The sequence below is a fragment of the Prauserella aidingensis genome (genome assembly GCF_024171865.1).
In the GTDB taxonomy this organism is placed as follows: Bacteria; Actinomycetota; Actinomycetes; order Mycobacteriales; family Pseudonocardiaceae; genus Prauserella; species Prauserella aidingensis.
This window is the reverse complement of the sequence record NZ_JAMTCN010000004.1, coordinates 223,915-248,064: the sequence shown is the minus strand read 5'-3', so window position 1 is coordinate 248,064 and position 24,150 is coordinate 223,915. Positions and strand designations below refer to the sequence as shown.

Below are 24,150 nucleotides of genomic sequence, written 5' to 3'. Positions count from 1 at the left end.
GCGCACGCGACGACACCCCGACCGGCACACCCGACCCGACCAGCGCACCCGACACGAACACCGCACTCGACGAACGCCGAGGAGTACACCGTGACCGAGCACATCACCCACCGGATCGCGGGCAAGCCGTGGACCGGAACCGCCGAGCGCACCGGGGAGGTGTTCGACCCGGCCACCGGCACGGTGCAGGCCCACGTGGACTTCGCGGGCCCCGCGGAGGTCGACGAGGCCGTGCGCGCCGCCGCCGCGGCCTTCCCGGCGTGGCGGGACACCTCGCTCGCGGGTCGCTCGCGGGTGCTGTTCCGGTTCCGTGAGCTGCTCGCGGAGCGGCAGGACGACCTCGCCCGGCTGATCACCGCCGAGCACGGCAAGGTCGTCTCGGACGCCGCGGGCGAGGTGGCCCGTGCGCTGGAGAACGTCGAGTACGCCTGCAGCGCGCCGCAGCTGCTGAAAGGCGAGTTCAGCGAGAACGCCTCGACGGGCGTCGACGTGCATTCGACGCCTCAGCCGCTCGGGGTCGTGGGCGTGATCTCGCCGTTCAACTTCCCGGTGATGGTGCCGCTGTGGTTCGTGCCCAATGCGATCGCCTGCGGCAACACCGTCGTCCTCAAGCCCAGCGAGAAGGACCCGTCGGCGTCGCTGCTCATCGCGGAACTGCTGGCCGAGGCCGGTCTGCCCGACGGCGTGCTGAACGTGGTCCACGGCGACAAGGTCGCGGTCGACGCGGTGCTCGAACACCCCGAGGTGGAGGCCGTCTCGTTCGTCGGGTCCACCCCCATCGCGCGGTACGTGTACGAGACGGCGACCGCCGCGGGCAAACGGTGCCAGGCCCTCGGCGGCGCGAAGAACCACATGGCGGTGCTGCCCGACGCCGACCTCGACGGTGCGGCCGACGCGGCGGTGTCGGCGGGCTTCGGCTCGGCGGGGGAGCGGTGCATGGCCGTGTCGGTCGTCGTCGCGGTCGACCCGATCGGCGACGAGCTCGTGGCAAAGATCACCGAGCGGATGCGCAGCCTGAGGGTCGGCGACGGCAGGGAGCCGGAGTCGGAGATGGGTCCCCTGGTCACGGCCGCGCACCGGGAACGGGTCGCCTCCTACATCGACGCGGGCGCCGAGGCAGGCGCCACGCTGGCCGTCGACGGCCGCGAGACCGGCATCGACGGCGACGGGTTCTGGCTCGGCCCCACCCTGTTCGACCACGTCCGCCCGGAGATGTCGATCTACACCGACGAGATCTTCGGCCCGGTGCTGTCGGTGGTGCGGGTGGACTCGCTCGACGCGGCGCTGGACCTGATCAACGCCGGTCACTACGGCAACGGCACCGCCGTGTTCACCGGCGACGGCGCGGCCGCCCGCCGGTTCACGCGCGACGTCGAGGTCGGCATGGTCGGCGTCAACGTGCCCATCCCGGTGCCGGTCGGCTACTACAGCTTCGGCGGCTGGAAGGACTCGCTGTTCGGCGACAGCCACGCCTACGGTCCCGAGGGCTTCCACTTCTTCACGCGCCGCAAGGTCGTCACCACCCGCTGGCCGTCCCCGTCGACCGCCGCGGCAGGCGGTGTCAACCTGCGATTCCCCGGAAACACGTGATCCGCTCGGCGGTTCGGGCACCGTAAACTCGGAGGGATGAGAGGCTCCGGTCGCCCCGGCGGGTGCGCCGCCGGGCCGACCGGTTCCCCGACGGGCGAGGAGGTGCTCGGTGGCCAGCGCGGACGAGCGGCGGTTCGAGGTGTTGCGCGCGATCGTCGCCGACTACGTGTCCGAGCAGGAGCCGGTCGGTTCCAAGGCTCTGGTCGACCGGCACAACCTGGGTGTCTCCAGCGCCACGGTGCGCAACGACATGGCGTCCCTGGAAGAGGACGGGTACATCACCCAGCCGCACACGAGCGCGGGCCGAATCCCCACCGACAAGGGGTACCGGCTGTTCGTGGACCGGCTCTCGGAGATCAAACCGCTCTCCACCGCCGAGCGCAGGGCCATCCACCGGTTCCTGGACGGCGCGAGCGACCTCGACGACGTGCTGCGTCGGTCGGTGCGCCTGCTGGCCCAGCTGACACGGCAGGTCGCCGTCGTCCAGTACCCGACGCTGACCAACTCGACCGTGCGGCACGTCGAGGTCGTGCCGCTCACGTCGGCGCGGCTGATGCTCGTGCTGATCACCGACACCGGGCGGGTCGACCAGCGCAACGTCGACCTCGGCGACGTCCTCGGCGAGGAATCCGTGGCGCTGCTGCGCGACCAGCTCAACAACGCGCTGGCGGGACGTAAACTGGCGGACGCGGCGGCGAAGGTGTCGGACCTGCCGGAGCAGGGCCCGCCGGAGCTGCGCGACGTGATGACCAGGGTGGCGACGACGCTGGTGGAATCCCTGGTCGAGGACCCCGAGGACCGTCTGGTGCTCGGGGGGACGGCGAACCTGACCAACAGCGTCGCGGACTTTCCCGATTCGCTGCGTGAGGTGCTCGAAGCGCTCGAGGAACAGGTCGTCGTGCTGAAGCTGCTCGCGGCCGCCCGCAACCCCGGTTCGGTCACGGTGCGCATCGGTGAGGAGAATGAGGACGCGCAGATGCGGAGCACGTCGGTCGTGTCGATCGGGTACGGGTCCGACGATCTGTTGCTGGGTGGCATGGGCGTGGTCGGTCCGACACGGATGGACTACCCCGGGACGATCGCCGCGGTACGCGCGGTGGCCAATTACGTGGGCCGGATCCTGGCCGGCGGCTGATCCGCGATGACAGCCGTCCGGGTGACAGGTGCGGTACTAGGAGGACGTCGAAACGGTGGCGAGGGACTACTACGGAATTCTGGGCGTGTCGAAGGACGCGAGCGACCAGGAGATCAAGCGGGCCTACCGCAAGCTCGCGCGTGAGTTGCACCCCGACGTCAACCCGTCCGAGGACGCGCAACAGAAGTTCGGCGAGGTCACGACGGCGTACGAGGTGCTGTCCGATCCCCAGAAGCGCAAGGTCGTCGACCTGGGCGGTGACCCGATGGACGGTGGCGCCGGTGCGGGCGGTGCCCGTGGTGGCGGCGACCCCTTCGGCGGCTTCGGCGGGCTCGGCGACATCATGGACGCCTTCTTCGGCGCGGCCGCGGGCGGCGGCCGGGGCCGCGGACCTCGCAGCCGGGTGCAGCCCGGTTCCGACGCGCTGATCCGGCTGCGGTTGACGCTCGAAGAGTGCGCGACGGGTATCGACAAGGAGATCGCCGTCGACACGGCTGTGCTGTGCGACGAGTGCCGCGGTGCGGGCATGGGTGAGAACGGCTCGGTCGCCACGTGCGACACGTGCGGCGGCCAGGGCGAGGTGCAGTCGGTGCAGCGCTCGTTCCTCGGCCAGGTCGTCACGGCCCGGCCGTGCCCCGCGTGCCAGGGCCTCGGCGAGACGATCACCGACCCGTGCCGGAAGTGCAGCGGCGACGGCCGCGTCCGCGCCCGGCGCAACGTCACGGCGAAGGTCCCGGCAGGCGTCGGCGACGGCATGCGCATCCGGCTGTCCGGACAGGGCGAGGTCGGACCGGGCGGTGGTCCCGCGGGCGACCTGTACGTCGAGGTCGACGAAGAGCCCAACGAGGTCTTCGAGCGCCAGGGCAACGATCTGCACTGCCGGCTCCGGATCCCGATGACGAGCGCGGCACTCGGTGCGTCCGTGCCGCTCGAGACGCTGATCGACGGCGAGGTCGACGTCGAGATCGAACCGGGTACGCAGCCGGAGACCGAGCTGGTGTTCACCGGTAAGGGCATGCCGCGGCTGCGCTCGTCCGGCCGGGTCGACGGCCGCGGTGACCTCCACGTTCACGTCGACGTCGTCGTGCCGTCGAAGGTGGACGAGGAGCAGGCGGACCTGCTGCGGCAGCTCGCGAAGCTGCGTGGCGAGGAGGCGCCCGAGCTCGCGGGCAGCAGCGCGCACCGCGGTGGCCTGTTCTCCAAGCTGCGCGCCAAGAAGTGACCGTGGCCGGCGGTGGTGACGCCGGCGGTGACACCGGACGCCAGGCGCCGGCGCCGGAGTCGACACCGCCGGTCTTCCTGGTCGACGCGATCCCGCCGGGGGACCACGCCGTGCTCGACGGCGAGGAGGCGCGGCACGCCGTGACCGTGCGCCGCACGCGCGCGGGCGAACGGCTGACGCTGTCCGACGGCGCGGGCGGGCTCGCCGACTGCGTCGTCGACACCGTCACGCCGGGCAGGCACCCCTCGCTCGAGGTGACGGTGCACGGCAGGCGCGAGGATCCGCCGCCGCGACTGCGGGTCACCGTCGTGCAGGCGCTGGCGAAGGGCGACCGTGGTGAGCTCGCCGTCGAACTGGCCACCGAGGCCGGTGCCGACGCGGTACTGCCGTGGCGCGCCGCCCGCAGCGTCGCGCGCTGGGACGACGGGCCCCGGGGTGCGAAGGCGCTCGCCCGGTGGCGCACGGCGGCACGGTCCGCGGCGAAACAGGCCCGGCGCGGCCGGGTGCCGGACGTGCCCGACCCGGTCGACACCGCCGGACTCGCCGCGCGTGTGGCCGACGCGGAGGGCGCCTACCTGCTGGAAGCCACCGCCGAGGCGGGGCTGAAGGACCTTCCGCTGCCGGAACACGGCGAGCTGTATCTGATCGTCGGGCCGGAGGGCGGCGTCACCGGCGAGGAACTGGCGGCACTCACGGCCGCGGGGGCCGTCGGCGTGCGCCTCGGCCCGACCGTGCTGCGGACGTCGACCGCGGGCGCGGTGGCACTCGGCACACTCGGCGCGCTGACCGCACGTTGGTGACCGCTCACCGATACGACCACTCGACGAGCGGTCGAGGCGGTCGCTCGTTCGCGCGGAAACAGTTACGCTGGTTAACGATCGATCGGATCACCTGCATGCGGTCGATCTGCCGAGACCACGCCGGGCACCTCCCCCTCGGCCCGGCGGAGCCGCGGCGCGGGTGGCGCGCGTCCCCCACGTTCCACCTGCGCCGCGGTGTTTCGGTCACCGGACCACTCCGCGGGCGACGTCTCGTCCGATGAGCCGCCCGAGATTCCGCTTCCGGACGTGTCCGCGCCGTTCGACCCGCCTGCCGCCCTCCGGCCGCCCCGGCCTCCGAACCCGGCCCGCTACAGTTCCCGCATGACTGAGTCCGACCCGTCGGAAACCCTGTTCGAACGGATCATCGCGCGCGAGATCCCCGCCGACATCGTCCACGAGACCGACACCACGCTGGCGTTCCGCGACATCTCGCCGCAGGCGGCCACCCACGTGCTCGTCGTGCCGAAGACCCGCTACCGCAACGTCGGCGAGCTCGCGGCCGCCGATCCTGCGCTGCTGGCGGACGTGATCGCGACCGCGCACCGGGTCGCCGAACTCGACGGCCTCACCGACAGCGGCTACCGCGTCGTGTTCAACACCGGCGCCGACGCCGGGCAGACCGTCTTCCACGTGCACGCCCACGTGCTGGGCGGGGAACAGCTCGGCCAGTTCGGGCGTTATGCCGGCGGGCCCGACGCGGGCTGACCCACCGGCGGTGGGGCGTCCCGGAATCCGGGAGCCGTCGAGCCGGTGCGGCCGTTAGCATGACAGGCAGACATCCGTTATCGACCGGCACGACGAGTGCAGAAGGCAGGCCAGAGGCCACGTGGCCGGAACCGTTCCGCAGCAGAGCCCCGAGACCGGCGGCGACCAGGCACGCTCGAAGTTCCCCATTCCCGACGCGGCCACTCTGGCGCTGCTCGGGTCGAGCGACGAGAACCTGCGCGTCATCGAGGAACTGCTCGACGCCGATGTGCATGTCCGGGGCAACGAGGTCACGTTGACCGGCGAGCCCGCCGAGATCGCCTTCGCCGAGCGTGCGCTGAGCGAGCTCGTCACGCTGGCGTCGAAGGGGCAGCAGCTCGGCCCGGACGCGGTGCGCCGCACCGTCGGCATGTTGTCGGCGGGCAACGCGGAGTCGCCCGCCGAGGTCCTGAGCATGGACATCGTGTCGCGGCGCGGGCGCACGATCCGGCCGAAGACGCTGAACCAGAAGCGCTACGTCGAGGCCATCGACCAGCACACGATCGTCTTCGGTATCGGTCCCGCCGGTACCGGCAAGACGTACCTGGCGATGGCGAAGGCCGTCCAGGCGCTGCAGGCCAAGCAGGTCAACCGCATCATCCTCACGCGCCCGGCCGTCGAAGCGGGGGAGCGGCTCGGCTACCTGCCCGGCACGCTCAACGAGAAGATCGACCCGTACCTGCGGCCGCTGTACGACGCGCTGCACGACATGGTGGACCCGGAGTCGATCCCGCGGCTGACGCAGGCGGGCACGATCGAGATCGCCCCGCTCGCCTACATGCGCGGCCGGTCGCTCAACGACGCGTTCGTGATCCTCGACGAGGCGCAGAACACCACGCCCGAGCAGATGAAGATGTTCCTGACCCGGCTCGGGTTCGGGTCGAAGGTCGTCGTGACCGGCGACATCACACAGGTCGACCTGCCGGGAGGACAGCGCAGCGGACTGCGGATCGTGCGCGAGATCCTCGAGGGCGTCGACGACCTGCATTTCTCGACACTGACCAGCACCGACGTCGTCCGGCACAAGCTCGTCGGCGACATCGTGGACGCCTACGAGAAGTGGCAGGCCACGCAGGACGCCGAGGCGGGCGAGACGTCCGGCTCGGGCGCCGCGGGCAGGCCCGGTGACGGCGGTCGCGAGGGGCGCGGCCGTGACGGGGCCGCGGGCAACGGCAAGCACAGCGAGGATCGCGCGTGAGCATCGAAATCGCCAACGAGTCCGGCGTCGGCGTCGACGAGGAGTCGATCGTGTCGGCGGCCCGGTTCGCACTGGACCGGATGGAGGTGAGCCCGCTCGCCGAGTTGTCGGTGCTGCTGGTGAACCTCGACGTGATGGAGGACCTCCACGAGCGGTGGATGGACCTGCCGGGGCCGACCGACGTCATGGCCTTTCCCATGGACGAGATGGAGGGCACCCGCAGGCCCGACGCGCCGGACGACACGTCCGCACTGCTCGGCGACATCGTGTTGTGCCCGGCCTTCGCGCGTGACCAGGCCAAGAAGGCGGGCCACTCGCTGATGGACGAGCTGCACCTGCTGACGGTGCACGGCACGCTCCACCTGCTCGGGTACGACCACGCCGAGCCCACCGAGGAACGCGAGATGTTCGGCCTGCAGAACCGCATCCTCACCGACTTCCAGGCCGCGCAGGTGGAGGAGTCCCGACGGGAAGCGCAGCGGAGTGTCGACGACCGTCTGCTCGGCGCGGCCGGGCTCGACGGAGGGACGAACCAGGAGACGCCGTGAGCAGTACCGCGGCCCTGCTGCTGGCCGTCGTGCTGGTACTGCTGGGCGGGGTGTTCGCCGCGGCCGACTCCGCGGTGAGTGCGGTGTCGCAGGCCCGTGCCGAGGGCATGGTCCGGGCGGGCCGCACCGGCGCGCGCCAGCTCGTGGCCGTCATCGGCGAACGCAGCAGGCACATCAACCTGCTCATGCTGCTCCGGCTGGCCTGCGAACTGACGGCCACCGTGCTCGTCACGGTCGTCGGTATCCGGTGGTTCCAGCAGGACTGGTTCGCCGTCGCCGGGGCGGGCGTGGTCATGGTGGTCGTCAGCTACGTGCTGGTCGGGGTCGGCCCGCGCACGATCGGCAGGCAGCATCCCTACCGCGTCGGGCTGGTCGTGGCCGGCCCGGTGCGCGTCCTGGGAAAGATCCTCGGGCCGCTGAGCAGGCTGCTCATCGCGGTCGGCAACGCGATCACCCCCGGCAAGGGATTCCGTGAAGGCCCGTTCACCACCGAGGCCGAGTTGCGCGAGCTCGTCGACCTCGCGGGCGAACGCGGCGTCGTGGGCACCGACGAGCGGGAGATGATCCACTCGGTGTTCGAACTCGGCGACACCGTGGCCCGCGGCGTGATGGTGCCGCGGACCGAGATCGTGTGGATCGAGCAGAGCAAGACCGTGCGCCAGGCGCTGGCGTTGTCGATGCGCACCGGGTTCACCCGGCTGCCCGTCATCGGTGACACGGCCGACGACGTCGTCGGCGTGGTGAACCTGAAGGACCTGGTGCAGGCCGCGATGGCCGACGGTGGCAACGCCCGGCCGGTCTCGGGCGTCATGAGCCCGGCTGCGTTCGTGCCCGACTCGAAGCGGCTCGACAGTCTGCTCAAGGAGATGCAGGTCTCCCGGCACCACCTGGTGATCGCGGTCGACGAGTACGGTGGCACGGCCGGGCTGCTGACGATCGAGGACGTCCTCGAGGAGATCGTCGGGGACATCACCGACGAGTCCGACACCGAGGAACGCCCCGACGTCGAGGAGCTGGACGACGGCGCGGTGCGGGTGTCCGCGCGACTGGGCGTCGACGACCTGAGCGAACTGTTCGACGTCGACCTCTCCGACCACGACGTCGAGACGGTCGGCGGGCTGATGGCGCAGCGCCTGGGCCGCGTGCCGCTGCCGGGAGCCGAGGCGGAGATCGGCGAACTGCGGCTGCGCGCCGAGGGCGGCAAGGACCGCCGTGGCCGGATGAGGATCACCACGGTCGTCGTGCGGTCCACCGACGAGAACGCCGACCGGCCCCAGTGCACCAACGGAAGCGACGAGAGCGACAGCGATAGGAGCGTCGAACATGCCTGACCTCGACCCGGAGGACGAGAAGCTCGTCATCCTGGCCCGCTCGACGAGGGCGCGGATCCAGGCCGCCGAGGGTGCCGCGGTGCGCGACACCGACGGGCGGACGTACGCCGCGGCGACCGTCGACCTGCCGTCGGTGACACTCACGGCGGTGCAGGCCGCGGTCGCGGCGGCGGTGTCGAGCGGGGCCGAGGGGCTCGAGGCGGCGGCCGTGGTGACGGCGGAACCGCTCGTGGCGGAGGCGTCGGTGCACGCCGTACGTGACCTGACGGCCGACGCTCCGGTCCTGCGCGCCGACCTCGCCGGGGATGTGCAGGAGATCCTCCGGTGACGGAGTCCGGCGACCACGGCCCCGGCGACGACGGCCCTAGGGACGACAGCCCCGGCCACCACGGCCCCGCCGACGACAGCCCCGGTGACGGCGCCGCGGACGTGACGGACGGTGACGACCTGGCCGCGAAGCTGCGGGCGGCCGGGATCGAGGACACGGGCTGGCGGGAGACCCCTCCCGAGCACCGGTCGGGATTCGCCTGTTTCGTGGGACGGCCCAACGCGGGAAAGTCGACGCTGACGAACGCGCTCGTCGGTACGAAGATTGCGATCACGTCGAACAAGCCGCAGACCACGCGGCACGCGGTGCGCGGCATCGTGCACCGCGACGACGCCCAGCTGATCATTGTGGACACTCCGGGTCTGCACCGGCCGCGCACACTGTTGGGGGAGCGCCTCAACGACGTCGTGCGTGCCACGTGGTCCGAAGTGGACGTGATCGGGTTCTGCGTACCCGCGGGCGAGAAGATCGGCCCCGGCGACAAGTACATCGCGGCGGAACTGGCCAAGGTCGCGCGGCGCACGCCCGTCGTCGGGATCGTCACGAAGACCGACCTCGTCAAACCCGAGGTCGTCGCCGAGCAGCTGCTCGAGCTGCAGCAGGTCATGGAGCTGGCCGACCTCGTGCCGGTGTCCGCCACCAGCGGCTACCAGGTCGACACGGTCGCGGACGTGCTGGTGAGTCAGTTGCCCGAGGGCCCGCAGCTGTACCCGGACGGGGACCTGACCGACGAACCGGAACAGCGGCTCGTCGCCGAGCTCATCCGCGAGGCCGCGCTGGAGGACGTGCGGGACGAACTGCCGCACTCGATCGCCGTCACGGTCGAGGAGATGATCCCGCGCGAGGGCCGCGACGACATGGTCGACATCTACGCGCACCTGTTCGTCGAACGGCCGAGCCAGAAGGCCATCGTGCTGGGGCACAAGGGGAGCAGGCTCAAGCAGGTCGGCGCCAACGCCCGCAAGCACATCGAGGCGCTCCTCGGCTCGAAGGTCTATCTCGACCTGCACGTCAAGGTGGCCAAGGAGTGGCAGCGGGATCCGAAACAACTGGGTCGCCTGGGCTTCTGATCCGCCCACGACCGCGGGCATTCGCCGACGCGCGGCGACCGTGGTCGGGTAGCCTCGGCCCGCCGTCGCCTCGCGGGGAGTGCGGGGCGGCGCCGTGTCGAGGAGGGGACAGTGTCGGGTCCGTATCCGCCGTATCCGGGTGACTACCCGCAGCAGCCGTATCCGCAGTACGGGTATCCGCCGGCGTACGGCCGGCCGCCCGGGTACGGGTATCCGCCGCCTCCGCCCGAGAACCACCTGGTGTGGGGCATCCTCACGACCATCCTGTGCTGTCTGCCGCTCGGGATCGTGTCGATCGTCAAGGCGAACCAGGTCACGACGCTCTGGTCCCAGGGCCTGTACGCCGAGGCGCAGGAGTCCGCCGACCAGGCCAAGAAGTGGGCGATGTGGTCGGCGATCAGCATGGGTATCTTCTTCGCCCTCTACATCCTGTTCGCGGTCGTCGCCCTGTTGATCATCGGCCTGTCCCTCGACGAGGTCACGCCCACGTGATTCCGGCCGACCCCGCCCCGGCGACGTCGGCCCGGCAGGGGCGGCTGCGGAGGATGGGTCCACCCGCCGCCGTCGCGGCCCTGGTCGTCGGCGCTTCGTGCGCCGTGCTGTGGGCCGAGCCGACGACGCCGGGTGGCCCCATTCCGGTGTGCCCGACGAAGGCCCTGTTCGGTGTCGTGTGCCCCGGCTGCGGCGCGCTGCGCATGCTCTCCAGCCTGCTGCAGGGCGATGTCGGCGCCGCGGTGCGGTACAACGCCGTCGCACTCGTCGCCTCGGGCCTGCTGTTGTGGAGCCTGGTGGCGTGGACCGCCGGTCGCTGGCGCGGCAGTCGCGTGCGGAGCTGGCAGGACCTGCGGTTCGCACCGGTCACCGCGGGGGTGGTGATCGCGCTGTGGTTGGTCGTGCGGAACATTCCGGTAAGTCCGTTTTCCGCGCTGGCGGTGTAGCGGTTGTCGGGTCCGACCGTGTTGCGCCGGGTCCGCGCGGTACAGTCCCGGCGCAACAACGTTCCCGGTTCGGGGGAGGACTCACGCCATGACCAATCCGTACGGAAACCAGCAGGGGTACGGCCAGCCGCCCTCCGGCGGTATGCCCGCTCAGCAGCCGGGCCAGTTCGGCCAGCCGCCGCAGGGCCAGCCCCAGCCGTACGGGCAGCCGGGCCAGTTCGGTCAGCAGCCCGGCCAGTTCGGCCAGCCCTACGGCCAGCCGGGCATGGGTCAGCCGGGCATGGGCCAGGAGATCAAGGACTACTTCGGCTGGGCGATCGGCTGCATCTTCCTGTTCTGGCCGCTCGCGATCTTCGCGATCATCAAGTCGAACGAGGTCAAGTCGAACATGCGGATGGGCAACCTGCCCGCCGCACAGGAGGCCTCGAACAGCACCAAGACGATGTGCATGATCGCGACGATCATCGGTGCCATCGGCTGGGCCATCACGATCATCATGATCATCGTCTCCATCGCCACGGTGGACACGTACGTCGGCACGTACGGCTACTGATCTCCCGGCGGTCGGCGCGGGTCCGCGCGACCTGCGCCGACGGTGTTCGGAGTCGGGCCGTGCGGTCCGCCCACCGTGCGAGGCCGTCACCGCCTGACTCCGATGTGGACGAGTCCGGTGTGGATAGAGAGGGGCGACGAGTGACCGGTCCTGGTCAATGGCATGACGGCTCACAGCGTGGTGTCCCATACGCTCCGCAGCCGGGTCAGCCGGGTCAGTGGCCCGGTGCACCCGGCCCCAGCAGCCGACTTTCGGGTCCTCACGCGGCCTGCAGGGAACGCAGGCTCCAGGGCTTCCCGGCGGCGTGCCGCCCGCACCGGCCGGCGCGCCCCGAGGAATGAGCGAAGCCGGCATTCTCCGACCGGGCGCGGCGATCCGGTTCGCGGAGGGACCTCCGTTGCAGCTGGCGTCGCTGCCGCAGCGGTTGCTCGCACGACTGCTCGACGTCCTGATCGTGACCGCGGGAGTGAGCGCCGTGGTGGTGCCGCTCGCATTCGCTCTCGACCCGGTACTCGCGGATCTCGAACCCGACGAGATGCTGCCGTTCGCCTACATGCTGGGGCTCCCGTTCGTGTTGACCGGATACGAGGCCTGGTTGCTGAGCGTGCGCGGCGTGACGCTGGGCCGTAAGATCATGGGGGTTCGGGTCGTCAACCGAGCAGTCGCCGCAGGTGTTCGCCGTGGTATCGGTGCAGGCGCAGGTATCGGACGGGCCCTGTTGCTTCCGTTCACCGGCATCGTGCCCTATCTGGGGTGGGTCGGAGCGGCGCTACTGGCGCTCTCGCCCGCGTTCGACGTCGACGGTCGGCGCGGCTGGCATGACCGGGCGGCCAAGACGTACGTCGTCACGACGAAGCCGGACGCACCGGCGTACTGACGCCCCGTGAGGTGCTGAGCCCGGGGCCCCTCGGCGCCGTTGGTGACGGCGTGTCGGCGCGGCGTGGGATCATGTACCGGTGAGCTTGTATCGGGACACCGGCGTGGTGCTGCGCGTGCACAAGCTCGGTGAGGCCGACCGCATCATCACGCTGCTCACGCGCCGCAACGGCAAGGTGCGCGCCGTGGCGAAAGGCGTGCGCCGGACGACCTCGCGGTTCGGCGCACGGCTCGAACCGTTCGGCCACGTCGACGTGCAGTTCTACACGGGCCGCACGCTCGACGTCGTCACCCAGGTGCAGACGGTCGACGCCTTCGCGCTGCCGATCGTCGGCGACTACCAGGCCTACACGGCGGCCGCCGCCATCGTGGAGACCGCCGACCGGCTGGCCGCCGAGGAGGAGGAGCCCGCGCTCAAGCTGTACCTCCTCGTCGTCGGTGCCCTGCGCGCACTCGCGGGTGGGCAGCGCGACCCGTCGCTCGTGCTCGACGCGTTCCTGCTGCGCGCCATGGCGTTCGCCGGCTGGGAACCCGCGCTCACCGAATGCGCCCGCTGCGGCGAACACGGTCCGCACGCGGCGTTCAACGTGCAGGCCGGCGGGCTGCTGTGCCCGCGCTGCCGCATCCCCGGCTCCGTGCATCCCGCACCGGAGGTGCTCGCCGTGATGGCCGCACTGCTGCACGGTGACTGGCCTCTGGCCGAGGACAGCACCCACACCGTGCGCCGCGACGTCAGCGGCCTCGTCGCCGCGCACCTGCAGTGGCACCTGGAACGGCGACTGCGGTCCCTGCCGTTCGTGGAACGCCGTGCCCGCGAGGCACCGCTGACCGCCGCGTTAGGGTCGGACCCGCATCCCGACGGCGGCGAACCGGACATCGGTGACCCCGACATCGGCCACGTGGACAGCGGCGACGCGGACAGTGGCGGGGACGCCGGGGACACGGCCGCAGGCGGCGAGCCGTCCGCGGCCGGTGGAACGGCGCCCGGGACGGCTGCGACGAGCGTGGACGGACACGGCACGGGCCAGCGCGCCCGGTGAGGCGGAGGTGACAGGTGCGGCGGAAGGCTCGCGAAGCGGAACGCATCCAGGAGGTGCGGGCCCCTGACCCGCACCCGTCGGGCGCACGGCCGCCCCGGATCCCGCAGGAGCTGGTGCCGAACCACGTCGCCCTGGTGATGGACGGCAACGGCCGGTGGGCCAACCAGCGCGGCATGCCCCGCATCGAAGGGCACAAGCGCGGCGAGTCGGTGATGATCGACGTCGCGAGCGGCGCGGTCGAACTCGGTGTCAAGTGGCTGTCGGTGTACGCGTTCTCGACGGAGAACTGGAAGCGCAGCCCCGACGAGGTGCGCTTCCTGATGGGCTTCAACCGCGACACGATCCGCCGTCAGGTGGACTACCTCGGCTCGATCGGTGTGCGCATCCGCTGGGCGGGCCGCAGGCCCAAGCTGTGGCGGAGCGTCATCAAGGAGCTCGAGGCCGCCGAGGAGAAGACCAAGCACAACACGCGCATGAACATGACCATGTGCGTCAACTACGGCGGTCGCGCCGAGATCGGCGACGCGGCGCGGCGGATCGCGCGGCTGGCCGCCGAGGGCCGGATCAACCCCGACAAGGTCGACGAGCGCACCGTCGCCAAGTACCTGTACCAGCCGGAGATGCCGGACGTGGACCTGTTCCTGCGGCCCTCCGGCGAACTGCGGACGTCGAACTTCCTGCTGTGGGAATCGGCCTACGCCGAGTTCGTCTTCCAATCCACCCTGTTCCCCGACTTCGACCGCACCCAACTGTGGGACGCGTGCCTCGAGTACGCCAAGCGCGACCGCCGGTTCGGCGCCGCCGTCGACCAGAGCGACGGCACCGACGCCAGCGACACCATCGCCGAACCCGGGAAGGACACCGCATGACCTCCGAGGCCGCCGACACCGCCGCACTGCTCGCCGCCGCCAAGGAAGCGCTCGAGAACTACCTCGACGTGCAGGTCGACGACGACGGCACGCTCACGTTCAAACACTCCGAGGTGCCGTGCGTGGTGCAGGCGATGCAGTTGGCGGACGGCCTGCTGGTGCTGAGCCTGACGTGCGTCGTGGCGTGGGACCTGCCCGACGACCCGAAGTTGGCCGCGGTCGTGGCCGAGCGCGCCGGACAGGGCCTGTTCGGCACGCTCGGCATCGTGCACAACGAGAGCGGCATGGACGTCACACTGCGGTACGCGTTCCCCGCCCAGGGGCTGGACCCGGGTCCGCTCGGCACGCTGCTGATGCTCGTGGTCTCGACGGCCTCGCAGGTGCGCTCGGAACTCGTCGACGCCTGAGGACGGCCCGACGCCCGCGCCTGGCATGATGGCGCACTAATGGAAACCGTTGTCGATCGCACGGGCCGGGCCGGTCGGCCGGGCAGGCGGTGGCGCCTCACCTCGATGCAGGTGCTGTGCGCGTTGCTGGTGCTGGCGATCCTCGGGCAGGACCTGCTGCGCGAGGCCTTCGACGCTCCGGTGCTGCAGACGGCGGCGACGGTGTTCGTGGCGATCTGCGTGCAGGCCCTGCCGTTCCTCGTGCTCGGCGTGCTGCTGAGCGGTGCGATCGCCGCCTTCGTGCCCGCGCGGGCGTTGCGCCGTGTGCTGCCACGCCGGGACTCGGCGGCCGTCGGCGTCGCCGGCATGTCGGGCGTGGTGCTGGCCGGGTGCGAATGCGCGTCGGTGCCGGTGGCGCGTCGGTTGATCGGACAGGGTGTCGCCCCGGCCGCGGCGCTGGCGTTCCTGCTGGCCGCACCCGCGGTGAACCCGATCGTGCTCGTGTCGACGGCCGTGGCCTTCCCCGGAGAGCCCGCCATGGTCGCCGCCCGGTTCGTGGGTTCGCTCGCCACGGCGCTGATCATGGGCTGGCTGTGGCTGCGCTGGGGCAAACTCGAGTGGATCGCCGAACGGGCGTTGCGGCGGATGCCCGACACCGAGGGGCGCGACCGGTGGCGCGTGTTCGCCGAGACCGCCAGGACCGACCTCGTCGACGCGGCAGGCTTCCTCGTACTGGGTGCCGTGGTCGCCGCGGTCTTCGGTGTGGTGATCCCGGGTGACTGGTTCTCCTCGCTCGGGGAGCAGATCGTGCTCGGCATCCTGGTCATGGCGGTGCTCGCCGTGGTGCTGTCGCTGTGCAGCGAGGCCGACGCGTTCGTCGCCGCATCGCTGTCGGCGTTGCCGTTGCTGCCGCGGCTGGTGTTCCTCGTCGTGGGACCGGCCATCGACGCGAAGCTGTTCGCCCTGCAGGCGGGCACGTTCGGGCGGGCGTTCGCGCTGCGTTTCGCGCCCGTCACGTTCGTCGTGGCGATCGGATGCGCCGTCGCGGCGGGGCTGCTCGTCCTGGGAGGTGTCCGGTGAAGCGGGAGACCCAGAACGTCCTCCTGCTCCTGCTCGGCGGGGCGCTGCTGAAGATCGCCGTCACCGGCGACTACCTGCGCTACGTCAAGGCCTCCCACCTGCCGTGGCTGTTCGGTGCGGGCTTCGTCGTGCTCGTGCTCGCGGGTGTGGCGATCGTGCGGGACGTCCGGGCGGGCGCGCGTGCGGCAGCCGGCGACACCGGCCGTGACCGTTCCGGCCCGGTGGACGCGTGTGCGGGGGAGGGCGGTCACGAGCACACGGCGCGGTCGGCCTGGCTGATCGTCGTGCCCGTGCTCGCCGTGCTGCTCGTCGCGCCCCCGGCGCTCGGAGCCGACTCGGTGCTGCGGACCAGGAAGAACACCGAACCCGGCAACACGGAGTTCGGCCCGCTCCCACCCGGCGACGTCGTGTCGCTGTCGGTGGGCGACTTCGTCGACCGTGCCGGCTGGGACGAGCACGACTCGCTCGACGGACGCACCGTGCGGCTCACCGGTTTCGTCGTCCGGACCACCGGCGGCCCGCAGCTGGCCAGACTGACCATCAGTTGCTGCGCGGCCGACGCGTTCGCCGTCCGCACCGGACTCACCGGCGGGCGGGCCGACCTGGTGCCGCAGGGCACCTGGGTCGAGGTCACCGGCAGGCTGGTGCCCGCCGACGACACGCGCGCCCGCGACTACGTCCCCGACCTCGCCGTGCGGACCCTGCGGGAGATCCCCCGGCCCGACGAGCCGTACGAGACGTGAGCGTCAGCTCGCCTGCTGTGCGGCGCAGGTGGAGCAGGTGCCCATGATCTCGATCATGTGGCTGATGTCGGAGAACCCGTTGCCGGAGGCGATCGACTCGGCCCAGCGTTCGACGGCCGGTCCCTCGACCTCGACGGTGTAGCCGCAGCTGCGGCACACCAGGTGATGGTGGTGGTGTTCCGAGCAGCGCCGGTACAGGGCTTCGCCGGAGTCGGTGCGCAGCACGTCGATCTCGTCGGCCTCGCTCAGCGACTGCAGCGTGCGGTAGACGGTCGTGAGCCCGATGCCCTCGCCGCGGCTGCGCAGTTCGTCGTGCAGCTCCTGCGCCGACCGGAAATCGTCCACCTCGGCCAGCAACTCCACGACCGCGGCCCGCTGCCGCGTCGCCCTCCGGCCCGGCAGGGGTGCCTTGGTCGAGCCGGACGCCTTCGTCCCCGCGGAGTCCGCCGAGGTGCTGTCGGCCGACGAGCTGCTCGTCGAAGTGCTCATCGTTTCGCCTCCTCCTGCACGTGTGCGACGGCGTCCACCACGATATGGGCAAGGTGATCATCGACCAGCCGGTAGGCGACCTCACGGCCGCGTCGCTGACCGTGTACGACCCCGGCGGCCTTGAGCACCCGCAGGTGCTGACTGATCAACGGCTGGGCCACGTCCAGCGCATCGACCAGGTCGTGCACGCACCGGTCGCCGTCGCGCAGCTGCAGCACGATGGCGATGCGCACCGGCGCGGCCAGCGCCCGCAGCAGCTCACCCGCGTCGGTCAACGCGGTCTGCGACGGCGGCGGCGCAGGCGGCACCGCGCCGTCGGGGTGGTCGTGCGCCGCCGGGTCGTGGCCGGCGTCGACGTGACCGTCCCCGCCGGCCTCCCCGGGGCCGGGTGGGTCCGCGTGCGCCGCGTCCGAGCTCGCCGTCGGCATGTCGCATGCTCCAGCCTGCGTCCGCCGTGTGCGGGCACACGGCCGTTGATGATCTCCTCGTGCGGTCGTCTCCGCTCGTCGTCCGCCCTTCCATCCTAGTGCGCCGCCGGGACGTGCCGGCCCACTCGGACGCCCGCACCTCGCCCGCCGCGGCGGGCGAGGTGCGCCGCGGACGCCCCTCGCGGGACTCCCACGGCGTGAGGCTAGGCTGGTGCCTCACATCATCTCGAACCACCACTGCGATAGTTCCCACGGAGCGTGGAGTGCCCGCGAACAACATCGAGACCGTCGTCAACCTCTGCAAACGTCGTGGCTTCGTCTTCCCCTCGGGGGAGATCTACGGCGGTACCCGGTCGGCGTGGGACTACGGACCGCTCGGCGTGGAGTTGAAGGACAACATCAAGCGCCAGTGGTGGAAGACCGTGGTGCAGGGCCGGGAGGACGTCGTCGGGATCGACTCCTCGGTCATCCTGCCGCGCCAGGTCTGGGAGGCCTCCGGGCACGTGGGCGCGTTCCACGACCCGTTGGTCGAATGCCTGGAGTGCCACCGCCGGTTCCGTTCCGACCAGCTCGCCGAGGACTACGCCGAGCGCACCGGGGGCGACGTCGACGAGAACGACCTCTCCGACGTGCCGTGTCCCAACTGCGGCAACCGCGGCCAGTACACCGAGCCGCGCGAGTTCAACATGATGCTCAAGACGCATCTGGGCCCGGTCGAGTCCGAGGAGGGGCTGCACTACCTGCGCCCGGAGACCGCGCAGGGCATCTTCGTGAACTTCCTCAACGTGCAGACCACGGCCAGGAAGAAGCCGCCGTTCGGTATCGGCCAGATCGGCAAGTCGTTCCGCAACGAGATCACGCCGGGCAACTTCATCTTCCGCACGCGCGAGTTCGAGCAGATGGAGATGGAGTTCTTCGTCGAGCCGGGCGAGGACGAGTCGTGGCACGAGTACTGGATCGAGCAGCGGAAGGCCTGGTACGTCGACCTGGGCATCCGCGAGGAGAACCTGCGGCTGTACGAGCACCCGCAGGAGAAGCTCTCGCACTACTCGAAGCGGACCGTCGACGTCGAGTACCGGTTCCGGTTCTCCGCGGGTCAGGAGTGGGGCGAGCTCGAAGGTGTCGCCAACCGCACCGACTTCGACCTCACGACGCACTCGAACCACTCGGGTGTCGACCTGTCGTACTTCGACCAGGCGGGTGGCGAGCGCTACCGTCCGTTCGTGATCGAGCCCGCGGCGGGTGTCGGCCGTCCTATGATGGCGTTCCTGCTCGACGCCTACACCGAGGACGAGGTGCCCAACGCCAAGGGCGGCGTCGACAAGCGCACCGTGCTGAAGATCGACCCGCGGCTGGCGCCGTACAAGGTCGCGGTGCTGCCGCTGTCGCGCAACTCGGACCTGACGCCCAAGGCCAAGGACATCGCCGCGACGCTGCGTAAGCACTGGAACGTCGACTTCGACGACGCGCAGTCCATCGGCAAGCGCTACCGCCGCCAGGAGGAGATCGGGACGCCGTTCTGCATCACGGTCGACTTCGACACCCTCGACGACCACGCCGTGACGGTGCGTGAGCGCGACACGATGAACCAGGAGCGCATCGCCATCGACAAGCTGGAGTCGTACCTGGCCGCCCGCCTCATCGGCTGCTGAGGGGCGCTGCCGTGGGGGTGACGCGGTGGGTCCGCCGCGCCGTCGCCGGTGCCGTGATCATGGCGCTCGTGCTGGTCGGCGGTACGGCGCTGCGCGTCTGGTACGTGGCTCGCGCCGACGAACGGCCGAACGTCGACGCGATCGTGGTGCTCGGCGCCGCGCAGTACAACGGCACGCCGTCGGAGGTGTTCGCGCACCGGCTCGGCCAGGCCAAGGAGCTCTACGACCAAGGCGTCGCGCCGCGCATCGTCACGACGGGCGGCCGTGCCGACGGTGACACGTACAGCGAGGCCGAATCGGGCGCCACGTGGCTGACCGAGAACGGTGTCCCCGAGTCGGACATCCTCGTCGTGCCGACGGGAGCGGACACGCTGCACTCGATCCGGGCGGTGGCGCAGGAGATGCAGGACCGGGAGTGGACGACGACGGTGGTCGTCAGCGACCCGTGGCACTCGCTGCGGGCGCGCACGATGGCCGAGGACGCGGGCCTGAAGGCGTGGACGTCGCCGACCCATTCGGGGCCGATCGTGCAGACGCGCGAGACCCAGGCCTGGTACATCGCGCGGGAGACGGCCGCGCTGCTGTACCACAACCTGTTCGCCGCGGAGAGCATGTCGTCCTGACCGGCCGATCCCGCCCGGGCCGCTGCGCACGGCGCTGCCGGGTCACAGCCGCCGTGACCCGGCCCGCCGGGTTCGTAGACTGACGCGGGTGTCGTACACGGAGCACGATCGCACGCGGTTGCATCCCGAACCGGCCAAGGGCGGCGCGCTGGCCGGCGCGCGGCCGGACATGCGTTCCCCGTTCGCCCGTGACCGGGCCCGCGTGCTGCACTCGGCCGCGCTGCGGCGGTTGGCGGGCAAGACCCAGGTCGTCGGACCCGGGGAGGGAGCCGAGGTCAGCGGTGTTCCGCGGACGCGGCTGACCCACTCGCTCGAAGTCGCGCAGATCGGCAGGGGCATCGCCGAGGACCTGGGCGCGGACCCGGACATCGTCGACACCGCGGGGCTGGCCCACGACATCGGCCACCCGCCGTTCGGCCACAACGGTGAGCACGCCCTCGACGACGCCGCGCAGCCGTGCGGCGGGTTCGAAGGCAACGCCCAGACGCTGCGCATCCTCACCCGGCTCGAACCGAAGATCCTGGGCACCGGGCCGTTCGGCGACCCGGAGCCCGCCGAGATCACCGGCGGGCTCAACCTCACGCGCGCCAGCCTCGACGCGGCGACCAAGTACCCGTGGCCGCGCCGCCCCGGAACGGCCAAGTTCGGCGTCTACGCCGACGACCTGGCGGTGTTCACCTGGCTCAGAGGCGGTGCCCCCGACGGCGGCAGCGCTCACACCGACGGTGCCCCGGCCGACGGGGCGGCCGTCGGGCACGGCGACCGGCGGTGCCTGGAGGCGCAGATCATGGACTGGGCCGACGACGTCGCCTACTCGGTACACGACGTCGAGGACGCCGTGCGGGCGGGCCGCGTCTCGTTCGGGGGCCTCGCCGACCCGGACGAACGCGCCGCCGTCGCGGCGCTCGCGGCGAAGCACTTCACCGCCGAGCCCGTGTCGGCCGTCGAGGACGCGGCGGCCGAACTGCTCACCCTGCCGGTCGTGGCCGAACTCGCCGCGCGCGGCTACGACTCGACCCTCGGCGCGCAGGTCGCCCTGAAACGGCTCACCAGCGAGCTGGTCGGGCGGTTCGCGTCCGCGGCCGTGACCGCCACGCAGGCCGCCTACGGTGACGGTCCGTTACGCCGCTACGAGGCCGACCTGCGGATACCCGCCCGGGTGGCGGCCGAGGTGGCGCTGTTGAAGGCGATGGCGTTGCGGTACGTCATGAGCGATCGGCGCAGGCTGGCGCTGCAGGAGGGGCAGCGGCAGCTGCTCGCCGAGTTGATCGAGGTTCTGCTCGCGCGGTCCCCGGAGGCACTCGAACCCGTGTTCGGACAGGCCTGGTCGGACGCCGCGGGCGACGCGGAGCGGCTGCGCGCGGTGATCGACCAGGTGGCCACCCTGACCGACGCCCAGGCACACGCGTGGCACGCCTGGCACACGGGCCGCCACGCGTAACCGCCCCGGATGACGATACGGTCACGGAATGCAGGTCACGACGGACCCGGCGGAAGCTGCGCACCTGACGTTCGCGCTCGCCGTGCATCGTGCGACCGCGTCCGGCGCCGGAACCGACGACGCCTGCGTGTCCCCGTACTCGGCGGCGGGTGCGCTCGGCCTCGTGGCCGACGGCGCGCGCGGTGAGACCGCCGACGAGATCGGCGCACTGCTGGTGGGGCCGCAGTCGACGTTCGCCGGCCAGCGCCGCCTGCTGGAGGCCGCCGCGGCGCTCGACACCCGCGCCGGACAGGAGGAGCCCGTCCTCACGGTGTCGAACACGCTGTGGGCGTGGGACGGGCTGGCCGTCGACGACGGCTACGCCGCCGACCTCGAACGCCGGGCGTCGGGGCGGGTCGCCGCGGCACCGTTCGTCGACGACCCCGAGGCGGCCCGGGTCGAGATCAACGCCGACGTGGCGGCCACCACCCGGAACCTGATCCCCGAGCTGCTGCCGCCGGGCGCGGTCGGCCCGGACACGGTCGCCGCCCTGGTCAACGCGCTCTACCTGCGCTGCGCCTGGCGCCACCCGTTCCCCGCCGAGGCGACGACCGACGGCGACTTCCACGGTCCGGACGGTCCGCTGCCCGTGCCGATGATGCGGCAGACCGCCCGGATGCGCTACGCCGAGACGCCGGGCTGGCGAGCGGTCGCGGTGCCTGCGGTCGGCGGGGTCGAAGCGGTCGTCCTGCTGCCGGACCGCCGACTCGCCGACGCCGAGACCGCCCTCGACGACGCGGCGCTGGCGGAGCTGCTCGGGTCGCTGGCGCCGGAGCAGGTGCGGCTGACGATGCCGCGGGTGTCGCTCGACGTGCCGGTGCCGCTCGGCGATGCGTTGCGCGGCCTGGGGGTGCGTCGGATGTTCACCCCGCAGGCCGACTTCGGTGGTCTCTCCGACGACGCGCGGCTGTACGTGTCGGACGTGCTGCACCAGGCGGTGCTGCGACTCGACGAGCACGGCCTCGAAGGCGCGGCGGCGACGGCGGCCACGATGCGGCTCGTGGCCATGCCCACCGGCGACCCCGTCGTGATCGACGTCAACCGGCCGTTCCTGCTGCTGGTGCGTCACGCCGCGACGGGCGCCGTCTACTTCGTCGCGCGGGTGGTCACGCCGTGACACGCGCGTCCTCCGTCACCCCTGCCGGGGTGCGGCTCGACACGCGCGCCCGCGGCCGGCTCGCCGACGTCCTCGTCGTGCTGGGCTGTCTCGCCGCGGCGCTGCTGATCTACCGCGGGCTGTGGCAGAACCTCGACTCCGGTTACCTGACCGGCAGCGGCCAGGACCAGAACATGTGGGAATGGTTCTTCGCCGTCACCGCGAAGAACGTGCTCACGCTGTCGAATCCGCTGCACACCGACCTGCAGAACCACCCGCTGGGCGTCAACCTCATGGCCAACACGGCGATGCTCGGGGTGGGCATCCCGTTGACGCCCGTGACCGTCCTGTTCGGACCGACCGTGACGTGGGCGCTGACGCTCACCGGCGGGCTCGCCGGGACGGCCGTCGCGTGGTACTGGCTGCTGTCGCGGCACGTGGTCGCCTCCCGTGGCGCCGCGGCGATCGGCGCGGCACTCGCGGGATTCGCGCCGCCGATCATCTCGCACGCCAACGCACATCCCAACTTCGTCGTCCTGCTGCTGGTGCCGCTGCTGGTGCACCGGCTGCTCCTGCTGGCCCGTGGTGAGAGGCCGGTGGCCGGTGGCGTGATCCTCGGGCTGCTGACGGCGTACCAGGTGCTGCTGGGGGAGGAGCCGCTGCTGATCGCGGCGCTGGCGCTGACGGTGTTCGCGCTCGCGTACGCCCTGTCGCGGCCCGCGGAGATCGGCCCCATGGTCCGCCCGCTCGGCACCGGCATCGGTGTCGGCGCGCTCGTGGCGGGCGCGGTCGTCGCGGTGCCGCTGTGGTGGCAGTTCGCGGGCCCGCAGAGCTACACGGGGATCGAACACGGCTTCCAGGGCAACGACCTCGCCGCGTTCACCGGGTACGCGACGGCGTCGCTGGCCGGCACCGACTCCTCCGCAGTGGATCTGTCGCTCAACCGCACCGAGGAGAACGCGTTCTTCGGCTGGCCGCTCGTGCTGGTGCTGCTGGGCGTGACGGTCGCGCTGTGGCGGGTCGCGGCCGCGCGTGCCGTCGCCGTGGCGATGCTGGTGATGGCGTGGCTGTCGATGGGCGTCCTGCTCGTCGTGAACGGGACGGCGACCTCGATTCCCGGGCCGTGGATGCTCCTCGTCGACGCCCCGCTCGTGTCGTCCGTGCTGGAATCCCGCCTGGCGATGGCGTGCGCGCCACTGGGCGGGATCCTGCTGGCCATGGCCACCGACCGCGTGCTGCGGCTGCCGTGGCTGCGGGAATGGGCCTACGTCGCGCGGGTGAGCTGGTTCGGCGCGCTGCTGGTCGCGCTCGTGCCGATCATGCCCACCGAACTGCCCACGGGTGAGCGTGACCCCGTGCCCGAGTTCCTCGCATCCGGCCGGTGGGCCGACCACGTGCGCGAGGGCCGCTCGGTGGCCGTCGTGCCGCTGCCCGACACCGGGTACGCCGACCCGTTGCACTGGCAGGTCGGCCAAGGACTGGCCTTCCCCCTCGCGGAGGGCTACTTCGTCGGCCCCGCCGAGGACGGTTCGGGCATCTACGGGGCGCAGCGCACGATGTTGTCGTCGACCCTCGACGAGGTCGACGAGACGGGCCTGCCCGTGAGCGTCGGGCGCGCCGAGCGCGGTCAGGCCGTGGCCGACCTGAAGCAGTGGCGGACCGACCTCGTCGTACTGGACGCAGGCCACCCCGACGCGGAGGCGCTGCGCACCACGGCCGACGGGCTCATCGGCATCCCCGGACGGCTCCGCGGCGGCATGTGGATCTGGGACGTGCGGTCACTGACGTCCTCCTGACGCCCGCAGCCGCGAGCCGGCCCTGTGACACCGCGGCCCTGTGACACCGGCCCCCGTCACACCGGTCCTGTCACACCGGGGCACGCGGTCTCGTCCCCCGGGTGAAGAACCGAT

General features: G+C 71.6%; 26 protein-coding genes. 24 read left to right on the top strand and 2 right to left on the bottom strand.

Features of this window, described 5'->3' with window-relative positions; all coding sequences use genetic code 11:
- Window positions 1-90: 90 nt before the first annotated feature.
- From LY13_RS07135 to LY13_RS07045, 19 genes are all read left to right on the top strand, one after another.
- Entirely contained in the window at window positions 91-1,590 is a 1,500-nt protein-coding gene (locus tag LY13_RS07135) for a CoA-acylating methylmalonate-semialdehyde dehydrogenase (RefSeq protein WP_253827484.1), read from the top strand.
- 109 nt (window positions 1,591-1,699) lie between these two features.
- Window positions 1,700-2,725, top strand: coding sequence for a heat-inducible transcriptional repressor HrcA (gene hrcA / locus LY13_RS07130; protein ID WP_253827483.1), 1,026 nt, complete (start codon window positions 1,700-1,702; stop codon window positions 2,723-2,725).
- Window positions 2,726-2,780: 55 nt separating this feature from the next.
- The gene (dnaJ, locus tag LY13_RS07125) at window positions 2,781-3,947 is read left to right on the top strand and encodes a molecular chaperone DnaJ (RefSeq protein ID WP_253827482.1); all 1,167 of its coding nucleotides are present in this window, start codon (window positions 2,781-2,783) and stop codon (window positions 3,945-3,947) included.
- A 2-nt stretch (window positions 3,948-3,949) separates the two neighbouring features.
- The gene (locus LY13_RS07120; RefSeq protein WP_253827481.1) at window positions 3,950-4,747 is read left to right on the top strand and encodes a 16S rRNA (uracil(1498)-N(3))-methyltransferase; all 798 of its coding nucleotides are present in this window, start codon (window positions 3,950-3,952) and stop codon (window positions 4,745-4,747) included.
- A 342-nt stretch (window positions 4,748-5,089) separates the two neighbouring features.
- On the top strand, window positions 5,090-5,473 hold the full coding sequence (locus LY13_RS07115; RefSeq protein ID WP_253827480.1) for a histidine triad nucleotide-binding protein: 384 nt from the start codon (window positions 5,090-5,092) through the stop codon (window positions 5,471-5,473).
- A 121-nt stretch (window positions 5,474-5,594) separates the two neighbouring features.
- Window positions 5,595-6,710, top strand: a complete 1,116-nt coding sequence (locus LY13_RS07110; protein ID WP_253827479.1) for a PhoH family protein — start codon at window positions 5,595-5,597, stop codon at window positions 6,708-6,710.
- Complete coding sequence (gene ybeY / locus LY13_RS07105) at window positions 6,707-7,258, top strand: rRNA maturation RNase YbeY (protein WP_253827478.1); 552 nt, start codon at window positions 6,707-6,709, stop codon at window positions 7,256-7,258. Before LY13_RS07110 ends, ybeY begins: the two co-directional genes overlap by 4 nt.
- The gene (locus LY13_RS07100) at window positions 7,255-8,589 is read left to right on the top strand and encodes a hemolysin family protein (RefSeq protein ID WP_253827477.1); all 1,335 of its coding nucleotides are present in this window, start codon (window positions 7,255-7,257) and stop codon (window positions 8,587-8,589) included. Before ybeY ends, LY13_RS07100 begins: the two co-directional genes overlap by 4 nt.
- A complete protein-coding gene (locus LY13_RS07095) occupies window positions 8,582-8,917 on the top strand; it encodes a cytidine deaminase-like protein (RefSeq protein WP_253827476.1) in 336 nt (111 codons plus the stop codon). The genes LY13_RS07100 and LY13_RS07095 overlap by 8 nt, the downstream gene beginning before the upstream one ends.
- 146 nt (window positions 8,918-9,063) lie before the next feature.
- Window positions 9,064-9,987, top strand: coding sequence for a GTPase Era (era, locus tag LY13_RS07090; protein ID WP_253827594.1), 924 nt, complete (start codon window positions 9,064-9,066; stop codon window positions 9,985-9,987).
- A 111-nt stretch (window positions 9,988-10,098) separates the two neighbouring features.
- Complete coding sequence (locus tag LY13_RS07085) at window positions 10,099-10,479, top strand: CD225/dispanin family protein (RefSeq protein ID WP_253827475.1); 381 nt, start codon at window positions 10,099-10,101, stop codon at window positions 10,477-10,479.
- Complete coding sequence (locus LY13_RS07080) at window positions 10,476-10,925, top strand: DUF2752 domain-containing protein (protein WP_253827474.1); 450 nt, start codon at window positions 10,476-10,478, stop codon at window positions 10,923-10,925. The genes LY13_RS07085 and LY13_RS07080 overlap by 4 nt, the downstream gene beginning before the upstream one ends.
- Before the next feature lie 88 nt (window positions 10,926-11,013).
- Window positions 11,014-11,478 carry a CD225/dispanin family protein gene (locus LY13_RS07075; RefSeq protein ID WP_253827473.1) on the top strand — a complete coding sequence of 155 codons (465 nt, stop codon included), beginning with the start codon at window positions 11,014-11,016 and terminating at the stop codon, window positions 11,476-11,478.
- A 337-nt stretch (window positions 11,479-11,815) separates the two neighbouring features.
- A complete protein-coding gene (locus LY13_RS07070; protein ID WP_253827472.1) occupies window positions 11,816-12,355 on the top strand; it encodes an RDD family protein in 540 nt (179 codons plus the stop codon).
- Window positions 12,356-12,434: 79 nt separating this feature from the next.
- Window positions 12,435-13,394: a DNA repair protein RecO gene (gene recO, locus LY13_RS07065; RefSeq protein ID WP_253827471.1), complete on the top strand. Its 960-nt coding sequence runs from the start codon at window positions 12,435-12,437 to the stop codon at window positions 13,392-13,394.
- Window positions 13,395-13,408: 14 nt separating this feature from the next.
- Window positions 13,409-14,263, top strand: coding sequence for an isoprenyl transferase (locus LY13_RS07060; protein WP_253827470.1), 855 nt, complete (start codon window positions 13,409-13,411; stop codon window positions 14,261-14,263).
- The gene (locus LY13_RS07055) at window positions 14,260-14,670 is read left to right on the top strand and encodes a YbjN domain-containing protein (RefSeq protein ID WP_253827469.1); all 411 of its coding nucleotides are present in this window, start codon (window positions 14,260-14,262) and stop codon (window positions 14,668-14,670) included. The genes LY13_RS07060 and LY13_RS07055 overlap by 4 nt, the downstream gene beginning before the upstream one ends.
- Before the next feature lie 39 nt (window positions 14,671-14,709).
- The gene (locus LY13_RS07050; RefSeq protein ID WP_253827468.1) at window positions 14,710-15,729 is read left to right on the top strand and encodes a permease; all 1,020 of its coding nucleotides are present in this window, start codon (window positions 14,710-14,712) and stop codon (window positions 15,727-15,729) included.
- Window positions 15,726-16,472 carry a TIGR03943 family putative permease subunit gene (locus tag LY13_RS07045; RefSeq protein WP_253827467.1) on the top strand — a complete coding sequence of 249 codons (747 nt, stop codon included), beginning with the start codon at window positions 15,726-15,728 and terminating at the stop codon, window positions 16,470-16,472. Before LY13_RS07050 ends, LY13_RS07045 begins: the two co-directional genes overlap by 4 nt.
- Window positions 16,473-16,475: 3 nt before the next feature.
- On the opposite strand, the gene LY13_RS07040 is transcribed toward LY13_RS07045, so the two are convergent.
- Window positions 16,476-16,874, bottom strand: coding sequence for a Fur family transcriptional regulator (locus LY13_RS07040; protein WP_253827593.1), 399 nt, complete (start codon window positions 16,872-16,874; stop codon window positions 16,476-16,478).
- An 83-nt stretch (window positions 16,875-16,957) separates the two neighbouring features.
- Window positions 16,958-17,389, bottom strand: coding sequence for an ArsR/SmtB family transcription factor (locus tag LY13_RS07035; RefSeq protein ID WP_253827466.1), 432 nt, complete (start codon window positions 17,387-17,389; stop codon window positions 16,958-16,960).
- Between the two features lie 263 nt (window positions 17,390-17,652).
- Between LY13_RS07035 and LY13_RS07030 the strand changes: the two genes are divergently transcribed.
- The 5 genes from LY13_RS07030 to LY13_RS07010 all read left to right on the top strand — a co-directional run bounded on the left by LY13_RS07030 (window position 17,653) and on the right by LY13_RS07010 (window position 24,036).
- Entirely contained in the window at window positions 17,653-19,041 is a 1,389-nt protein-coding gene (locus LY13_RS07030; RefSeq protein ID WP_253827465.1) for a glycine--tRNA ligase, read from the top strand.
- 59 nt (window positions 19,042-19,100) lie between these two features.
- Window positions 19,101-19,664 carry a YdcF family protein gene (locus LY13_RS07025; RefSeq protein ID WP_253827592.1) on the top strand — a complete coding sequence of 188 codons (564 nt, stop codon included), beginning with the start codon at window positions 19,101-19,103 and terminating at the stop codon, window positions 19,662-19,664.
- Window positions 19,665-19,752: 88 nt separating this feature from the next.
- Window positions 19,753-21,105 carry a deoxyguanosinetriphosphate triphosphohydrolase family protein gene (locus tag LY13_RS07020; RefSeq protein ID WP_253827464.1) on the top strand — a complete coding sequence of 451 codons (1,353 nt, stop codon included), beginning with the start codon at window positions 19,753-19,755 and terminating at the stop codon, window positions 21,103-21,105.
- 28 nt (window positions 21,106-21,133) lie between these two features.
- Window positions 21,134-22,261 carry a serpin family protein gene (locus LY13_RS07015; protein ID WP_253827463.1) on the top strand — a complete coding sequence of 376 codons (1,128 nt, stop codon included), beginning with the start codon at window positions 21,134-21,136 and terminating at the stop codon, window positions 22,259-22,261.
- Window positions 22,258-24,036, top strand: a complete 1,779-nt coding sequence (locus LY13_RS07010; protein WP_253827462.1) for a glycosyl transferase — start codon at window positions 22,258-22,260, stop codon at window positions 24,034-24,036. The genes LY13_RS07015 and LY13_RS07010 overlap by 4 nt, the downstream gene beginning before the upstream one ends.
- Window positions 24,037-24,150 lie beyond the last annotated feature (114 nt).

What these genes read in the sequence shown, in the direction of transcription:
- LY13_RS07115 (WP_253827480.1), top strand. Translation starts at nt 5,090, where the DNA reads ATGACTGAGTCCGACCCGTCGGAAACCCTGTTCGAACGGATCATCGCG.
- LY13_RS07095 (WP_253827476.1), top strand. Translation starts at nt 8,582, where the DNA reads ATGCCTGACCTCGACCCGGAGGACGAGAAGCTCGTCATCCTGGCCCGC.
- LY13_RS07075 (WP_253827473.1), top strand. Translation starts at nt 11,014, where the DNA reads ATGACCAATCCGTACGGAAACCAGCAGGGGTACGGCCAGCCGCCCTCC.
- LY13_RS07070 (WP_253827472.1), top strand. Translation starts at nt 11,816, where the DNA reads ATGAGCGAAGCCGGCATTCTCCGACCGGGCGCGGCGATCCGGTTCGCG.
- LY13_RS07055 (WP_253827469.1), top strand. Translation starts at nt 14,260, where the DNA reads ATGACCTCCGAGGCCGCCGACACCGCCGCACTGCTCGCCGCCGCCAAG.
- LY13_RS07050 (WP_253827468.1), top strand. Translation starts at nt 14,710, where the DNA reads ATGGAAACCGTTGTCGATCGCACGGGCCGGGCCGGTCGGCCGGGCAGG.
- LY13_RS07035 (WP_253827466.1), bottom strand. Translation starts at nt 17,389, where the DNA reads ATGCCGACGGCGAGCTCGGACGCGGCGCACGCGGACCCACCCGGCCCC.
- LY13_RS07025 (WP_253827592.1), top strand. Translation starts at nt 19,101, where the DNA reads ATGGCGCTCGTGCTGGTCGGCGGTACGGCGCTGCGCGTCTGGTACGTG.
- LY13_RS07015 (WP_253827463.1), top strand. Translation starts at nt 21,134, where the DNA reads ATGCAGGTCACGACGGACCCGGCGGAAGCTGCGCACCTGACGTTCGCG.